14 protein-coding genes, 1 tRNA gene and 2 pseudogenes are annotated in these 16,255 nt (G+C 68.1%); 11 read left to right on the plus strand and 6 right to left on the minus strand.

What is annotated here, in order from left to right; translation table 11 throughout:
* Window positions 1–49 precede the first annotated feature (49 nt).
* Window positions 50–223, minus strand: a complete 174-nt coding sequence (locus ET445_RS17130; protein ID WP_165314286.1) for a hypothetical protein — start codon at window positions 221–223, stop codon at window positions 50–52.
* A gap of 54 nt (window positions 224–277) precedes the next feature.
* Between ET445_RS17130 and ET445_RS03760 the strand changes: the two genes are divergently transcribed.
* Window positions 278–613 carry a hypothetical protein gene (locus ET445_RS03760; RefSeq protein ID WP_129188969.1) on the plus strand — a complete coding sequence of 112 codons (336 nt, stop codon included), beginning with the start codon at window positions 278–280 and terminating at the stop codon, window positions 611–613.
* A gap of 155 nt (window positions 614–768) precedes the next feature.
* On the opposite strand, the gene ET445_RS03765 is transcribed toward ET445_RS03760, so the two are convergent.
* Window positions 769–853 (minus strand) — tRNA-Leu (locus ET445_RS03765).
* A gap of 188 nt (window positions 854–1,041) precedes the next feature.
* Here ET445_RS03765 and ET445_RS03770 point away from each other — a divergent pair.
* From ET445_RS03770 to pknB, 9 genes and pseudogenes are all read left to right on the plus strand, one after another.
* Complete coding sequence (locus ET445_RS03770; RefSeq protein ID WP_424922876.1) at window positions 1,042–1,851, plus strand: HAD family hydrolase; 810 nt, start codon at window positions 1,042–1,044, stop codon at window positions 1,849–1,851.
* A complete protein-coding gene (locus ET445_RS03775; RefSeq protein WP_129188971.1) occupies window positions 1,848–4,361 on the plus strand; it encodes a glycoside hydrolase family 65 protein in 2,514 nt (837 codons plus the stop codon). Before ET445_RS03770 ends, ET445_RS03775 begins: the two co-directional genes overlap by 4 nt.
* Before the next feature lie 65 nt (window positions 4,362–4,426).
* Window positions 4,427–5,154 (plus strand): annotated as a pseudogene (locus tag ET445_RS03780) (FhaA domain-containing protein).
* The gene (locus ET445_RS03785) at window positions 5,151–5,723 is read left to right on the plus strand and encodes an FHA domain-containing protein FhaB/FipA (RefSeq protein WP_129188973.1); all 573 of its coding nucleotides are present in this window, start codon (window positions 5,151–5,153) and stop codon (window positions 5,721–5,723) included. The pseudogene ET445_RS03780 and the gene ET445_RS03785 overlap by 4 nt, the downstream one beginning before the upstream one ends.
* Window positions 5,724–5,726: 3 nt before the next feature.
* Window positions 5,727–6,956, plus strand: a complete 1,230-nt coding sequence (locus ET445_RS03790) for a PP2C family protein-serine/threonine phosphatase (RefSeq protein ID WP_129188975.1) — start codon at window positions 5,727–5,729, stop codon at window positions 6,954–6,956.
* A 64-nt stretch (window positions 6,957–7,020) separates the two neighbouring features.
* Complete coding sequence (locus tag ET445_RS03795) at window positions 7,021–8,361, plus strand: FtsW/RodA/SpoVE family cell cycle protein (RefSeq protein WP_243695459.1); 1,341 nt, start codon at window positions 7,021–7,023, stop codon at window positions 8,359–8,361.
* A pseudogene (locus ET445_RS03800) lies at window positions 8,358–9,811 on the plus strand (peptidoglycan D,D-transpeptidase FtsI family protein). Before ET445_RS03795 ends, ET445_RS03800 begins: the two are co-directional and overlap by 4 nt.
* Window positions 9,808–11,529 carry a serine/threonine protein kinase gene (locus ET445_RS03805; protein ID WP_129188979.1) on the plus strand — a complete coding sequence of 574 codons (1,722 nt, stop codon included), beginning with the start codon at window positions 9,808–9,810 and terminating at the stop codon, window positions 11,527–11,529. The pseudogene ET445_RS03800 and the gene ET445_RS03805 overlap by 4 nt, the downstream one beginning before the upstream one ends.
* Window positions 11,530–11,549: 20 nt before the next feature.
* Complete coding sequence (gene pknB / locus ET445_RS03810; protein ID WP_129188981.1) at window positions 11,550–13,250, plus strand: Stk1 family PASTA domain-containing Ser/Thr kinase; 1,701 nt, start codon at window positions 11,550–11,552, stop codon at window positions 13,248–13,250.
* Between the two features lie 18 nt (window positions 13,251–13,268).
* Here the strand turns inward: pknB and ET445_RS03815 are convergent, their stop codons facing one another.
* Genes ET445_RS03815 through ET445_RS03820 form a run of 3 tightly spaced genes read right to left on the minus strand, consistent with a single transcriptional unit; the run spans window position 13,269 to window position 14,868 of the window.
* On the minus strand, window positions 13,269–13,907 hold the full coding sequence (locus tag ET445_RS03815; RefSeq protein WP_129188983.1) for an anthranilate synthase component II: 639 nt from the start codon (window positions 13,905–13,907) through the stop codon (window positions 13,269–13,271).
* Window positions 13,904–14,062 carry a hypothetical protein gene (locus tag ET445_RS17135; protein WP_165314287.1) on the minus strand — a complete coding sequence of 53 codons (159 nt, stop codon included), beginning with the start codon at window positions 14,060–14,062 and terminating at the stop codon, window positions 13,904–13,906. Before ET445_RS17135 ends, ET445_RS03815 begins: the two co-directional genes overlap by 4 nt.
* The gene (locus ET445_RS03820) at window positions 14,062–14,868 is read right to left on the minus strand and encodes a class E sortase (RefSeq protein WP_129188985.1); all 807 of its coding nucleotides are present in this window, start codon (window positions 14,866–14,868) and stop codon (window positions 14,062–14,064) included. The genes ET445_RS17135 and ET445_RS03820 overlap by 1 nt, the downstream gene beginning before the upstream one ends.
* A gap of 70 nt (window positions 14,869–14,938) precedes the next feature.
* Here ET445_RS03820 and ET445_RS03825 point away from each other — a divergent pair, with 70 nt between their 5' ends.
* A complete protein-coding gene (locus ET445_RS03825; protein ID WP_129188987.1) occupies window positions 14,939–15,178 on the plus strand; it encodes a cell division protein CrgA in 240 nt (79 codons plus the stop codon).
* A gap of 196 nt (window positions 15,179–15,374) precedes the next feature.
* On the opposite strand, the gene ET445_RS03830 is transcribed toward ET445_RS03825, so the two are convergent.
* Entirely contained in the window at window positions 15,375–16,235 is an 861-nt protein-coding gene (locus ET445_RS03830) for a rhomboid family intramembrane serine protease (RefSeq protein WP_129188989.1), read from the minus strand.
* Window positions 16,236–16,255: the final 20 nt, after the last annotated feature.

Below are 16,255 nucleotides of genomic sequence, written 5' to 3' on the forward strand. Positions count from 1 at the left end.
CGCAGAGTATGGCGCATGCTGCCCAAGGGGGCAGGCGACCGAATGGCAGCTACCAGTTCATGTACCCCGACCCGAAGCTCACCAAGGCGATCGACCCGAAGACCGGGCGACCGATCAAACCGATCACGAAGAAGACCGTCGTCGTCCACCCCACCCCGGAGATGTACAAGTACATGCAGAAGTACGAGTTCGGGGGTCCGAGCACACGAAGTGGTACGGACACAGAAACTCCGTCGAGAGCCAGAACGATTCCATCAAGCGGGCAGCGAAGTTCAACTTGGCCGAAGCCGGCTTCCGCCTCAGCCGAGGTGCCACGTTCGCAACGATCGCGTCGATCCTCGCGATGGTCGCGTCGAACCTGGACAAGATCATCAGCTTCATCCATCGGCTCGCCGCGCGAGTCACGCTCACCCCGAAGAACGCTCACCTTGCGCGGTCGTACTGGCCCGAACCGACCGAGGAGGGCGCGGAGGAACAAACCCTCGAAAGTCCGCCTCCACCGGAACCCCAACCCGCTGATCGACAACAGCGCAACGAACTGAACAACCGCGGGCCCGCCCGCACCGAATACCCCGGATCAACCCCCGGGGTATTCGTCGTGCCCGGATTCTGACATCCGAAGGCTCGCGAAGCTCCCGACCACGCCAAGCATCGACCGCATGGTCTAACTGCCGCCGCGACACCGAGCGGGAACTGCCCAGAAACGAGAAAAGGCCCCCACCGGGGCCTTTTCCTGAATTCGGAGCGTCCTTTTCCTGAACCGCCCTCTGGTGCGCAAGGGGGGAGTTGAACCCCCACACCCGAAGGTACACGGACCTGAACCGTGCGCGTCTGCCTATTCCGCCACTTGCGCATGCCTTCTGCGCACAGGTGCGCGTCAGCCAACCGAGACTAACATTTCACGAGAGCAATAGCCATTCGAGCGGGGTTCACCCGCGAGCCTCAAGGCATTCCCGAAGACTCCTCGCATCCGACGAGTCATCCGCTCTACCATCGATTCCAGGGGTATCGGCGCCCTCACGCGACGAGAGGACCACCTCTGTGAACCAGTCCCCCACCGGCCCGGCAGACCTCGACCTCTCGGGTATCCGCGGTTGGCTGTTCGACCTCGACGGCGTGCTGACGCCGACGGCGCTCGTGCACATGCACGCGTGGTCGCGCCTGTTCACCCCGATCCTCGCGGAGCACAAGAAGGCGCCGTACACCGACGCCGACTACTTCGCCTACATCGACGGCAAGCCCCGCTACGACGGCGTTCGTTCCCTGCTCGAGAGCCGCGACATCCATCTGCCCGAGGGGGACGTCAGCGACGGCCCCGACGAGGACACCGTCCACGGACTCGGCAACCGCAAGAACGAGGCCTTCAACGCGACCCTCGCAGAAGAAGGGGTGGCCGCGTATCCGGCGTCCATCGCGTTCCTCGACGCGGTGCAGGCGGCCGGATGTCTCGTGGCCGTCGTGTCGAGCTCGAAGAACGCGCCCGGGGTGCTCGAAGCCGCGGGCATCGCCGATCGGTTCACGGTCGTGGTCGACGGGGTGGTCGCGGCGCGCGAGGGCATTCCGGGCAAGCCGGCGCCCGACACGTACGAGCGCGGAGCCGCGCTCCTCGGTCTGCCGACGACGGCGTGCGCGGTCGTCGAAGACGCCGAGTCGGGCGTGCAGGCGGGGGCCGCGGGCGACTTCGGACTCGTGGTCGGCGTCGACCGCGGAGTCGGACGCGACGCTCTCCTGAAGCACGGCGCCGACGTCGTGGTCGACGAGCTCGACGAGTTGATCCCCGCCGTGAGACGCGCCGCTGAGACATCCCGCGCATTAGAGACATCCGCCGAAACACCGAAGGAAACCGCATGAGGTTCGCCGACACCGACCCCCTGAACCGCACCCGGTTCCCGCTCGACGAGTGGTCGCTCATCGAGACCGAGTTCGGCGAGGCCGACCAGGGCCGCACCGAGACGCTCTTCGCGGTCGGCAACGGTTACCTGGGCCTCCGCGGCAACGTCGAGGAGGGTCGCGACGGCTTCGCGCACGGCACGTTCGTCAACGGGTTCCACGAGACGTGGCCGATCCGCCACGCGGAAGAGGCGTTCGGGTTCGCGCGCGTGGGGCAGACGATCGTGAACGCGCCCGACGCGAAGATCATCCGCCTGTACGTCGACGACGAGCCGCTCGTCGTCACGGAGGCCGAGATCCTGAACTACGAGCGGCGCCTCGACTTCCGCCAGGGCACGCTCAGCCGCTCGCTCGAGTGGCGCACGCCGTCGGGCAAGCGCGTGCTCATCACGAGCCGCCGCATGACGAGCTTCACCGACCGCCACCTCGCACTGCTCGACTACGAGGTCGAGCTGCTCGACGCGGACGCCGCGATCACGATCTCCAGCCAGATCCTCAACCGTCAAGACGGGCGCGACGAGTACCGCTCGGGCGTGACCGAAGAGCTACCCGCGTCGTTCGACCCGCGCAAGGCCGAGGCGTTCACCGATCGCGTGCTGCAGCCGCGCGTGAAGCGGCACGAAGACGGCCGCTACGTCCTCGGCTACCAGACGACGAACTCGGGCATGACGATCGCGGTCGGTGTGCAGCACACGATCGACACGAAGAGCGAATGGTCGGAATCGGGCACGATCGGCGACGACCTCGCGAAGCACATCTATAAGGTGCGCGGCCGCAAGGGCGAGCCGATCCGCATCACGAAGGCGGTCAGCTACCACACGGCCCGCAAGGTGCCGGCGCGCGAACTCGTCGACCGCTGCGACCGCAGCCTCGACCGGGCGGCCGAGGTCGGCGTGCCCGAGATCTTCGCCCAGCAGCGCGCGTGGCTCGACGACTTCTGGGAGCGCTCCGACGTCGAGATCGCCGGCCAGCCGGTCATGCAGCAGGCGGTGCGGTGGAACCTGTTCCAGCTCGCGCAGGCGAGTGCGCGCACCGACGGCGGCGGCGTCGCCGCGAAGGGCGTGTCGGGTTCGGGGTACGGCGGTCACTACTTCTGGGACTCCGAGGTCTACGTGATGCCGTTCCTGAGCTACACGTCGCCGCTCGCGGCCCGCAATCTCCTGCGATTCAGGCAGCGGATGCTTCCCGCCGCCCGTGCTCGTGCGACCGAGTTGAACCAGCTCGGCGCCCTGTTCCCCTGGCGGACGATCAACGGGCTCGAGACATCCGCCTATTACGCCGCGGGCACCGCGCAGTACCACATCGACGCCGACATCTCGTATGCGCTCGTCCAGTACGTCGCGGCGACGGGCGACCGCGACTTCCTCGCGCGCGGCGCGATCGACATCCTCGTCGAGACCGCGCGCCTGTGGGAAGACCTCGGCTTCTGGCGCACGAACGCCGACGACGTGTTCCACATCCACGGCGTGACGGGCCCCGACGAGTACACGACCGTCGTGAACGACAACCTGTACACGAACATCATGGCGAGGGCGAACCTCGAGCAGGCGGCGTTCGCCGTCGATCGGCTGCAGGTCGACGACCCGGTCGAGTACCGCAAGCTCGTCGAGCGGCTGGGCGTGACGCCCGCCGAGGTCGCGAGCTGGCGGCGCGCGGCGGCGTACATGTACATCCCGTACGACGCGAAGCTCGGCGTGCACCCGCAGGACTCGGCGTTCCTCGAGAAGGAGCTCTGGGACCTCGAGCACACGCCCGACAACCGGCGCCCGCTCCTGCTTCACTACCACCCGCTCGTCATCTACCGCTTCCAGGTGCTCAAGCAGGCCGATGTCGTGCTCGCCCTGTTCCTCCAGGGCGACCGCTTCTCGATGGAGCAGAAGCTCGCCGACTTCGAGTACTACGACCCGCTGACGACGGGCGACTCGACGCTGTCGGCGGTCGTGCAGTCGATCATCGCCGCCGAGGTCGGGTACCACGAGCTCGCGCTGCGGTACTTCCGCTCGGCGCTGTTCGTCGACCTCGCCGATCTGCACCACAACGCGTCCGACGGCGTGCACGTCGCGTCGACGGGCGGGGTGTGGGAGACGCTCGCGTTCGGGTTCGGCGGGTTCCGCGACCACGGCGGGCGCTTCACCTTCGACCCGCGCCTGCCCGACGGCTGGGACTCCCTGACGTTCCGGCTGACGCTCCGCGGCACGCGCGTCCGCGTCACGGTCGAGCACGGCTCGATGACGTTCACGGTCGAGGCGGGCGATTCGGCGAAGGTCTGGGTGCGGGGCGTCGAAGTGACGGTTTCGGCGGATGCCCCGGTGCAGGTGCCGCTCGACGGCCAGGGGCCGCGCATCGTGGGTGCGCCGACGATGCGGGATGTCACGGGCACGCGCCGCGCCGACGGAACCCTCTTGACGGCGTCGATCCCGAACCTGTCGCTCGACATCGATGAAGAAGATTCATCCATGCCGATCGATTGAGCGGTTCCGTTCACAGTCCTGCACGCTATTCTGTCGCGAAGTCAGCGATAGCGATCGGGAGACCTGTGGGCCTACTGGACAACTTCGAGAAAGGTCTCGAACGTGCCGTCAACGGCGCGTTCGCGAAGACCTTCCGCTCGGGCTGCAGCCGGTCGAGATCACCGCGGCCTTGAAGCGAGAGATCGACACGAAGGCTGCGGTCGTCTCGCGCGACCGCGTGCTCGTGCCCAATCGCTTCGTCGTGCGGATGTCTCCCGAAGACCATGAGCGGATGGTGCGCCTCGGCCCCGCCCTCACCGACGAGCTCATCGACCTCGTGCAGAAGCACGCGGCCGGTCAGCGCTTCCAGTTCGCGGGGGGCGTCTCGCTGACGCTGCAGCCCGACGAGAGTCTCTCGGTCGGCATGGTGCAGGTCGACTCGTCGAACGTGAAGGGCGCGGTCGCGTGGACGCCCGTGCTCGACGTCGACGGAAAGCGCTACCCGATCATCAAGGGCCGCACGGTGCTCGGCCGCGGCAGCGAGGCCGACGTGACGCTCGACGACACCGGCACTTCGCGCCGCCACGCCGAAGTGCAGTGGGACGGCTCGCGCGCCCGAGTCCGCGACCTCGGGTCGACGAACGGCACACAGGTGAACGGCCAGAAGGTCGGCGAGGCGATCCTCGAACCCGACTCGGTCATCACGATCGGACACTCGCGCATCGTCTTCCGCGTGCTCGCGCAGGCGAAGGCGGAGACAGGCGCCGCGACCCGACGCAACGACCTCGGCGGGTTCTGGGGGCCGGCCTCGTGAGCGAACTGACCCTCCTCGTCCTGCAGCTCGGCTTCCTCCTCCTCCTCTGGCTCTTCGTCTTCGCAATCGTGTACGCCCTCCGCAGCGACCTCTTCGGTCAGCGCGTGCGCAAGCTCCCCGACACGGCGTCGGCGTCCGCCTCCTCGGCGCCCGCGCCCGTGGCATCCGCCTTCCCCTCCTCGCCGGTCTCGTCCTCGCCGACCGCGCCGGTCTCCGCACCCGCCGGCTCCGCCGGGTTGGGCGGCCCCGTCGGACGCGCCGACGACGCGTCGACCGAGAACGCGACGAAGCTCGTCATCACGTCGGGCGGCAAGTCGGGCGCCGAGTTCCCGCTCGGCCGCGACGAGATCACGATCGGCCGTTCGAGCGACTCGGCGATCATCATCCGCGACGACTACACGTCCACCCACCACGCGCGCCTCATGCTGTGGAACGGACGTTGGATGATCCAAGACCTCGACTCCACGAACGGCACCTACCTCGACGGCGCCCGCGTGACGGTGCCGACGCCGATCCCGCTCGGCGCGACGGTGAAGGTCGGGGCGACGACGTTCGAGCTGCGGCGGTAGCCGATGGCGTCGGTCAAAGCGAGCGCGGCGGTCTCGCACGTCGGTCGGATCCGCGCGAACAACCAAGACAGCGGGTATGCGGGCCGGCAGCTCTTCTTCGTCGCCGACGGCATGGGCGGCCACGCGGGCGGCGACGTCGCGAGCGCGATCGCCACGCACCGGATCGCCGAGGCCGACGGCGACTACGCATCCCCGCCCGTCGCCGCGGCAGAGCTCGAGCAGACCCTCCTCTCGGCGAACCGCCGCATCACCGAGACCGTCGCCGAGCATTCCGAGCTCACGGGCATGGGCACGACCGTCAGCGCGCTCCTCCTCGAAGGCGAGCGGGTCGTCATCGCCCACATCGGCGACTCGCGCATCTACCTGCTGCGCTCGGGCGAACTGAGTCAGATCTCGACCGACCACACGTTCGTTCAGCGCCTCGTCGATGCCGGACGCATCACGGCGGAAGAGGCGATGGTGCACCCCCGGCGTTCGGTGCTCATGCGCGTGCTCGGCGATGTCGAGTCCTCTCCCGAGATCGACACGATGGTGCTCGACACCCACGAGGGCGACCGTTGGCTGCTGTGCTCCGACGGACTCTCGGGCGTCGTGCCGTTCGACGAGATCCACGAGATCCTCTCCTCCGACGCCGGGGCGAAGCAGGTCGCCGACCGTCTCGTGAAGGCGTCGCTCGACGGCGGCGCGCCCGACAACGTCACGGTCGTCGTCGTCGACATCGGCGAGCCCGCGGCACCCGACACGCCGCCGCTCATCGTGGGATCCGCTGCGGCTCCGCTCGCGTTCGGCACTCCCGAGCCCGCCCGCTCGCGCGGCATCTTCCTCACGCCGTTCCGTCCGCACCCGGTTCAAGAGACGCACTTCGAGCCCGACTCGGCCGAGTACTTCGACGAGATCATCGAAGAAGACATCCGTCGTCGGCGCCGGCGCCGGTTCGTGTGGGGGTTCTGGGTGGTGGCGCTCGTCGCCGCGATCGTGGCGGCGTTCGTCCTCGGCTACCAGTGGACCCAGACGCGCTTCTACGTCGGAGAGTCGAACGGCCGGGTCGCGATCTTCCAGGGGATCCAGCAAGACCTCGGCCCGATCTCGCTGAGCGAGCTGCACACCGAGACGCAGATCGACGTCGCCGACCTCCGCACCTACGACCAGCAGCGCGTCGAACAGACCATCACGGTAGGGTCCCTCTCCGAGGCGCACCGCATCGTCCAGCGGCTGGAGGCGTCCCTTGAGTGACCGCCGAACCCAGACGCCGCCCGTCGGCACCCCGGTCTCCCCGCCCACGGGCGGTGTCCGGCGCATCCGGCTCCCGCAGAAGCTCCGCAATCTCGAACTGTGGCTGCTGATCTTCGCGTGCCTCATCAACGCGAGCGCGATCGTGCTCGTGCAGCTCGGCGCGCTCGGCACGATCGACACGCAGCTCGTGCTGCTCGGCGCGGGGCTGTCGCTCCTCGTCTTCGGGCTTCATGTCGCCATGCGGTTCGTCGCACGTGACGCCGACCCGTTCCTCCTGCCGATCGCGACCGTGCTCAACGGCCTCGGCATCGCCATGATCTACCGCATCGACATCGCCGAGGGCGACGCCGGGTGGGACAGCGCCGCGGTGCGGCAGATCGCGTGGAGCGCGATCGCGATCGTGTGCGCGATCGGCGCGATGCTTCTCATCCGCAACCACCGGGTGCTCTTCCGCTACACCTACGTCGCGGGCTTCTTCGCGATCGTGCTGCTGCTCCTTCCGCTCGTACCGGGCCTCGGCCGCGAGGTCGGCGGCGCCCGCGTGTGGATCGGGATCGGCGACTTCGCCTCCTTCCAGCCGGGCGAGATCGCGAAGATCGCGCTCGCGGTGTTCTTCGCGGGCTATCTCGTGCGCAACCGCGACTCGCTGTCCATGGTCGGCAAGTCCTTCCTCGGCATGCGCTTCCCGCGCGCCCGCGACCTCGGTCCGCTCATCGTGGTGTGGGCGCTGTCGATGGCGGTCATCGTGTTCCAGCACGATCTCGGCACCGCTCTGCTCTACTTCGGGCTCTTCCTCGTCATGCTCTACGTCGCGACGAGCCGCGTCTCGTGGGTCGTGCTCGGCCTCGTGCTCTTCGTGGGCGGCGCGCTCGTCGCGAGCCAGACGCTCGACTACGTCGGCGCGCGCTTCGCCAACTGGCTCGACCCGTTCAGCCCCGAGCGATTCGATCAGGAGTTCGGCGGCAGTTATCAGCTCGTCCAGGGCTTGTTCGGGCTCGCGCACGGCGGGCTCATCGGAACCGGCCTGGGCGAAGGGCGCCCCGATCTCACTCCCGTGCCGCAGAGCGACTACATCATCGCGTCGCTCGGCGAGGAGCTCGGCCTCGCGGGCGTCTTCGCGATCCTCTCCCTCTACGTGCTGTTCGTCGCGCGCGGGTTCCGCATCGGCTTCGCCGGCCAGGACGACTTCGGCAAACTCCTCGGCGTCGGGCTCGCGTTCACGCTCGCCCTGCAGGTGTTCATCGTCGTCGGAGGCGTCATGCGGGTCATCCCGCTCACCGGCCTCACGACGCCCTTCCTCGCCGCCGGCGGGTCCTCGCTCGTCGCGAACTGGATCATCGTCGCGCTGCTCCTCAGGCTCTCGGACACCATCCGGAACCACCCGAGGCTGGTGGTCGACGCATGAACCGCGAACTCAAACGCGTGACGATCGTGTCGGCGCTCATGTTCCTCTCGCTCTTCGTCGCCTCGACGATCATCCAGTACGTCCAGGCCGACGCCCTCGCGAACGACTCGCGCAACTCGCGCACGCTCTACGAGAGCTTCTCGGTCGAGCGTGGCCCGATCCTCGTCGGAGGCGAGCCGATCGCGTTCTCGCAGGCGTCGGGCGACTTCTTCCGCTTCCAGCGCATCTACGCGAACGGGCCGCTCTACGCGCCGATCACCGGGTTCATCCCGGTCAACGGCGAGGCGACGGGGCTCGAGAGATCGCTCAACGAGTACTTGAGCGGCCAGTCGTCGAGCCAGTTCTTCGACCAGCTCAATCGGCTCATCTCGGGTCAGGATCCGATGGGCGCATCGGTGGATGTCTCGATCGACCCCGTGGCCCAGCAGGCCGCGTGGGACGCCCTCGGCGACTACACGGGCGCCGTGATCGTGACCGAGCCCGCGACGGGCCGGATCATCGCGATAGTGACGAAGCCCACGTTCGACCCGAACACGCTCGCCGTGCACGACGGCGACCAGGTCGAGCAGACCTATCAGTCGCTCGTCGACGACCCTGCCGACCCGCTCTTCAACCGCGCGACGGGCGGCGACATGAACCCTCCCGGATCGGTCTTCAAGCTCGTCGTGACGGCCGCAGCGCTCGAGTCGGGCCGGTTCACCCCCGATTCGACCTTCCCGAACCTCGCGAGCTACACCCTCCCCGGGTCGTCTTCCGTGGTCCGCAACTCGGGCGGCGGCACGTGCGGCGGCGGCGCGACCGTCACGATCGCCGATGCGCTCCGGCTCAGCTGCAACATCCCCTTCGCCGAACTGGGCGTCGAACTCGGCGACACCGCCATCCGCGAACAGGCCGAGAAGTTCGGGTTCAACGAGGAGTTCCTGATCCCCAACGAGACCGCGGCGAGCGTCTACCCGCGCGGCCTCGACGACGCTCAGACCGCGCTCAGCGCGTTCGGTCAGGGAAACGTCCGCGCCACACCGCTGCAGATGGCGATGGTGTCGGCTGCGATCGCGAACGGCGGCATCGTCATGAACCCGAATCTCGTCGACGAGATCACGGCGCCCGACTTCCGCCCGCTGCAGGAGTTCGAGCGATCGGAGTTCGGCCGCGCCATCAGTGAGCAAACCGCCAGAACCATGGTGCAGATGATGGTGAACGGCGTCGAGAACGGCGCCGCGAGTAATGCAAGAATAGACGGCGTCAGCGTGGCCGGTAAGACGGGTACAGCGGAGAACGGCGAGGACGACCCTTACACCTTGTGGTTCACCGGTTTTGCCCCCGCCGACAACCCTCAGTATGCGATCACGGTGCTCGTGGAGGATGGCGGGGACTTGGTCAGGAGGGGTACGGCAATCTCATCGCCGCTCCCATTGCGAAACAGGTACTAGAGGCGGTGCTGAACAAATGAGACCGAGCGCGGGGCTCACCTTCGGAGGGCGCTACGAGCTGCAGTCCCGGATCGCCATCGGCGGCATGGGCGAAGTGTGGCAGGCGACCGACCTCGTCATCGGCCGACAGGTCGCGATCAAGATCTTGAAAGACGAGTACCTGGGCGACCCGGGCTTCCTCGAGCGCTTCCGCGCCGAGGCCCGCCACGCCGCACTCGTCAACCACGAGGGCATCGCCAACGTGTTCGACTACGGCGAGGAAGACGGCAGCGCCTACCTCGTCATGGAGCTCGTGCCCGGCGAGGCGCTCTCGACCATCCTCGAGCGCGAGCACGTCCTGTCGACCGACAAGGTCCTCGACATCGTCGCGCAGACCGCTGCAGCCCTGCAGGCCGCGCACGCGGCAGGGCTCGTGCACCGCGACATCAAGCCCGGCAACCTGCTCATCACGCCCGACGGCCGCGTGAAGATCACCGACTTCGGCATCGCGCGCATCGCCGACCAGGTGCCGCTCACGGCGACCGGCCAGGTCATGGGCACCGTGCAGTACCTCTCGCCCGAGCAGGCCTCCGGCCACCCGGCTTCGCCGACCACCGACATCTACTCGCTCGGCATCGTCGCGTACGAGTGCCTCGCGGGCCGCCGCCCGTTCACGGGCGAGTCGCAGGTCGCGATCGCGATGGCGCAGATCAACGAGGCACCGCCCGAGCTTCCCGTGACGGTCTCCGAGCCCGTCCGCAACCTCGTCTACGCGTGCATCGCGAAGAACCCCGCCGACCGCCCGCAATCGGCCGCGCACCTCGCGCGCGCCGCACAGGCGCTCCGCCGCGGCGACGTGCACTCCGCCGCAGCCGCCGTTCCCGCGGTGCTCGGCGCCGCAGGCGCGACCGCAGCCACCATGCTGCTCCCGCAGTCGGGGGCGACCGCCGCGACGACCGTGCTTCCGAGCGCGAGCGGCCCCGGGTCATCCGGTGCCGCCGAAGGCGAGGCCGAGACCACGACCGCGCCCAAGAAGCGCAGCCCGTGGACCTGGCCGCTGATCATCCTCATCGCGATCCTCGCGATCGTGCTCATCGGCACGATCATCGCGTTCGCGACGAGCGGCGGCGGGAAGGGCCTGTCCACTGCGACCAACACGACCGCCACGACGGCGACGACCGCAGCTCCGACGACGCCGACGACGGCTCCGCCGACCACTGCCAGCACGATCCAGATCGATCGCACCAAGTACCTCGGCATGAACATCGACGAGGCCGAAGCGGCGATCCAGGGCCTCGGACTCGCGACTGTCCGCCAAGAGAGCGGTCCGGCGAGCGAACCCGGTCAGGCGAACACGGTCACCGACGTCAACCCGTCTGGCCCCGTCCCCCCCGGAACGACGATCACGCTGACCTACCTCGGCGCTCCCGAGAACCCGGCCGCGCCGGCGTCGGGCCCGCAGATCGCAGGCGCGACGTCGGGCGATGTCGACGCCGGCTCGACCGTCCAGCTCACGTGGGACGGCCAGCAGTGCCCGGCCGGACAGCAGATCTCCGGTTATACGGTCACGGTCGCGGGCGGCACGATTCCGGGCAGCGCGAACCCGACGCAGACCTCGGTCGGCCCCGGCCAGACCGCCGTGTCGGTGCTCATCGGCAACACCCCGGGGCAGCAGTTCACCGCGCACTTCATGTACTTCTGCGGTCAGCTGAGCTCGCCCGAGTCGCCGACTTCCACGTTCGACATCACCGCCCCCTGACCCGAGACGAGATCGATACCGTGAACGATGAAGGACGTGTCCTCGCGGGTCGCTACCGCGTGGGCGCACTCATCGGGCGCGGCGGGATGTCCGACGTGCACGTCGGCGTCGACAGCCGCCTCGGCCGGCAGGTCGCGATCAAGCTCCTGAAGCCGCAGCTCGCGACCGACCCGTCGTTTCGAATGCGTTTCCGCCAGGAGGCGCAGTCGGCCGCGCGCATGGCGCACCCCACGATCGTCCGCGTGTTCGACGCCGGCGAGGAGACCGTCGTCGATGCGTCGGGTCACGAGGTGCAACTGCCCTTCATCGTCATGGAGTACGTCGAGGGTCGCCTTCTCAAAGACATCATCCGCGAGGGGCCGCTCGAGCCGCAGGCCGCCGTCCGCGTCATCGACGGCATCCTCACGGCCCTCGAGTACTCGCACCGTGCAGGCGTCGTCCACCGAGACATCAAGCCCGGGAACGTCATGATCACGACGGCCGGTCAGGTCAAGGTCATGGACTTCGGCATCGCGCGGGCGGTGTCCGACTCGGCCACGACCGTCGCTCAGACGACCGCCATCCTCGGTACCGCGTCGTACTTCTCGCCCGAGCAGGCGAAGGGCGAGACGGTGGATGCCCGCACCGACCTGTACTCGACCGGTGTCGTGCTCTTCGAGCTCCTCACCGGGCGCCCGCCGTTCCGCGGCGACACGCCCGTCGCGGTCGCGTACCAGCACGTCAGCGAGCGTCCGGCGAAGCCGAGCGCGATCAACCCGCGCGTCTCTCCTGCTCTCGACACGGTCGTGCTGCGTGCGCTCGTGAAAGACCGCGCACAGCGCTACCAGACGGCCGCGGAGTTCCGCGCCGACGTCGACGTCGCAGCCTCCGGTCGCGTCCCCGTGCACCACGAGCCTGAGCCGACCGCAGCACTGTTCGGTGCCGCGACCGGCTCGCTCTCGACGTCCGAGCTGGCCCTCCGCCAGCTCACAGAAGACGACACGATGTCACGCACGCAGCGCCGCCCGCCTGCGGTCTGGATCTGGGCGGGCATCATCGCGGTCGTCGTCATCGTCGTCGCGGTCATGTACTGGGCGTTCAACCTGCAGCCGACCGACAACCTTCCATCGAACGCGCGCGCGATCCCGGCGCTCGAGGGCACCTCGTGGGAAGACGCGTCCGAGCAGCTCGAGCAGCTCTCGCTCGTCCCGACGCAGGCTCAAGAGGCGAACGACGCGTTCGAAGCGGGCCAGGTGATCCGCACGGATCCGCCCGCCGACGAAGTGGTCGAGGTCGGCACCGAGGTGACGGTGTACGTCTCGACGGGCCGACAGCCTGTCGCGGTTCCTCCGCTCGAGAATCTGACCATCGACGCCGCGAAGGCCAAGCTCGCCGAGGTCGGTCTCGTGGCGGGTGTCGAAAACCGCGTCGATTCGCCGAACGTTCCAGCCGAGACGATCTTGGGTACGACGCCGGCTTCGGGCGCGTCGGTCGCTGCGGGGTCGACGGTCGATCTGAATATCTCGAGCGGCGAGGTGACACTCGTCGACCTCACGGGTCGTACCCTTTCAGCAGCGTCCGACTACCTTCGTGCGAGCGATCTGCAGCTGAACCCCGTGTCGACTCCCGATTCTTCGTGTCCCGCGAAGCAGGGATCTCCGGTCGTTCGGCAGAATCCCGGCGGCGGGTCGGTGCCGCAGCACTCCGATGTGCAGCTCATCTACTGCACGGGCACCGGCTGAGACATCCGCTCGCTCTGCTCAGTTCGTGCGCGAGAGCGGGCTGAGTCCCGCCGCACGCTCCGCCGCGCCGGCGAGCCCGGTCTCGGCGAGCCAGTTGCCGAGCAGGCGGTACCCGCCCTCGGTGAGGACCGACTCGGGATGGAACTGCACGCCGTGAATGGCCTCGGTGCGATGACGGATCCCCATGATCACTCCGCCGGAGGTGCGGCTCGTGACGACCAGGTCGTCGGGCAGGGTGCCGTCGACGACCGCGAGCGAGTGGTATCTGGTCGCGGTGAACGGTTGCGGGACGCCGGCGTAGAGCGGGCTTTCGTCGTGGGTGATCTGCGAGGTCTTGCCGTGCATGAGCTCGTCGGCGTGCGTCACGATCGCCCCGAACGCTTCGGCGATCGCCTGGTGCCCGAGGCAGACGCCGAGGAGCGGCGAATGCACCGATCGGGCCGCCCCGACGACGGCGATCGAGACGCCCGCGTCGGCCGGCTTACCCGGCCCCGGCGAGATGAGGACGCCGTCGTACTCGGCGATACGAGTCACGGCTTCGGATGCCTCGAATGCGTTGTTGCGGACGACGTCGGTCTCGGCGCCGAGCTCTCGCAGGTAGCTGTCGAGGGTGTAGACGAAGCTGTCGTAGTTGTCGACGACGAGGATGCGCGTCAAGAGTCGACCGTGACGTCGATCGGGTTCAGGAGGTGGTCGACGACGGGGAACACCCACGTGAACAGCGCATAGACCAGCGCCGCCGCGAGCACGAGCAGCAGGATGACCCGCAGCCACCAGGGTCCGGGGAGAACACGCCAGAGTGCGCCGTACATCAGCGGCTCCCCCAACTCGCGACGGCCGCCGCGATCGCTTCGGGCGGGTTGCCGGCACCGGGAGACCAGGACTCGAGCACTCCGTACGCGATGATGCGTTCGGCCGTGGAAAAGAGCGGGTTGCAGCTCGTGAGCGTGATGATCCGGTCGGTGGGCTGCAGGTCGGGGCGGTGGGGTACCGGGGCGAGCACGTCGACGGTGTCGGGGGTCACGTACTCGAAGTCGCGGAAGGCATAGGTGTACCAGCCGTCTTTCGTCTGGATGTAGATCTTGTCCCCGAGCTGGAACTGTTCGATCTCGTGCATGCCGCCGCCGTAGGCGCTGCGGTGGGCGGCGATCGCGAAGTTGCCGACTGCACCGGGCATCGCGGTACCGGGATAGTGCCCGACGCCCTGTTCGAAGCTGTTGAGCACATTGTTGCCCGTGCCTTCGGCGATGTTCCGCACCGAGTCGAACGTGCCCGGGGCGTCGAACCGGGGCACGTACATGACGGCGAAGGTCTCGCCGTTGCCGTAGACGGCATCGCCCACGACGGGGTCGCCCGGCTCGACGGGCGACTCGGTCGGGGTCGGAGGACGGGTGGCGCGGTCCGCTTCAGCCCATTGTGAGGAGGTGTCGCCCGCGGCGCTCGACTGCTGGCCGGCCATGATCGCGTCGTTCCACCACAATTGCCAGCCGAGGAACAGCAGGATCAGCACACCGGCCGTGAGGAGCAGCTCGCCGAAGACGCCGACGACGCTCACGCGCGGCCGCGGGCGGTCGGCCTCCTCGCGGACGCGCCGGGACTCGGGTCGCGTCTCGGACATGTCAGGAGTCTAGCGTCGGGTGTCGATGCGTGGCTGTGAGTACCCCTCCGCCTCCGTTAGAATTGCGCGCATGGCACGTACCAAAGACCAGCGGCCCGAGCGCGCCGAGAGCACGGCGGGCGAAGGCGCCCCCAATCCCGTGTGGTTCAAGCCCGTCATGTTCGGGTTCATGCTTCTCGGCCTTGCCTGGATCATCGTGTTCTACGTCTCGCAGGGGCAGCTGCCCGTCGCAGACCTCGGGCAGTGGAACATCCTCATCGGCTTCGGCATCGCGTTCATCGGATTCCTCATGACGACCAGATGGCGTTGACCGGTCGACGTTGACCGGCCGCACAGACGACGAATGAGGCGGATGCTGAGCATCCGCCTCATTTGCGTTTCGAGGGGCACTTTCCCCAGTTGTGCACACACTGTGGAGAACCGAGAACCCCGTGATTTCGCGGCTCTTCGGAATGACACCCGTGTGATTCTCCCCAGGGTGTGGAAACTCCTGTGGATAACTTCGCTCAGCCCACGAGCGGGAAGAACACGTACCGCAGGCTCGCGACGACGAGCAGTGCCGTGAGCGCGAGAAGCAACCACACCTGCAGCTTCTGCTGGTGGTGCTTGCGCGTCTCGAAGTAGATCAGCCCCACGAGCGCGCCGACGACGAGTCCGCCGACATGCGCCTGCCAGGCGATGTTCCACCCGGGCACGAACCCGATGACGAGGTTGATCGCGAGCAGCACGAGCAGTTGGGTGCTGTTGCCGCCGAGGCGTCGCTGGATGACCAGGAACGCACCCATGAGGCCGAAGATCGCACCCGATGCTCCGACGACCTGCGTCGACGGGGGCGCGAGCCACACCACGCCGACCGAGCCGCCGAGCCCGGCGATGAGGTAGAGCGCGAGGAATCGCCACCGCCCGAGCAGGCCCTCGAGCAGCTGGCCGAAGATCCACAGCGTGTACATGTTCAACAGCACATGGAAGATCAGTGCCGTCGAGTGGACGAACACCGTCGTGATGAGGCGCCACGGCTGGAACGCGACATCGCTCACCGCGATCGGCGAGAAGAACAGCAGATTCGTGACCCCGAGGCCCGGGATGAGCTGCAGCAGATACACCGCGACCGTGACGCCGATGATGCTGTACGTCACGACAGGCGCTCCGCGCCCTGCGGCCGAACGCACGCGCGTCAGCACCGCGGGCTTGGTCCGCGGCGCCGAGGCACGCTGCTCCTTCATGCACTCGGGGCAGATCACGCCCACGGCGCCCTGCGTCTGGCACTCGGGGCAGATGGTGCGGCCGCACCGCTGGCACAGGATGTAGCTCTGCCGATCGGGGTGTCGATAGCAGTACCCGGTGCGGTCGCCCGCAGCGTCAGTCACGGCCGTTCAGTCGTTCGCTG

Origin of the sequence: Agromyces protaetiae, assembly GCF_004135405.1 — a bacterium.
Classification (GTDB): Bacteria; Actinomycetota; Actinomycetes; order Actinomycetales; family Microbacteriaceae; genus Agromyces; species Agromyces protaetiae.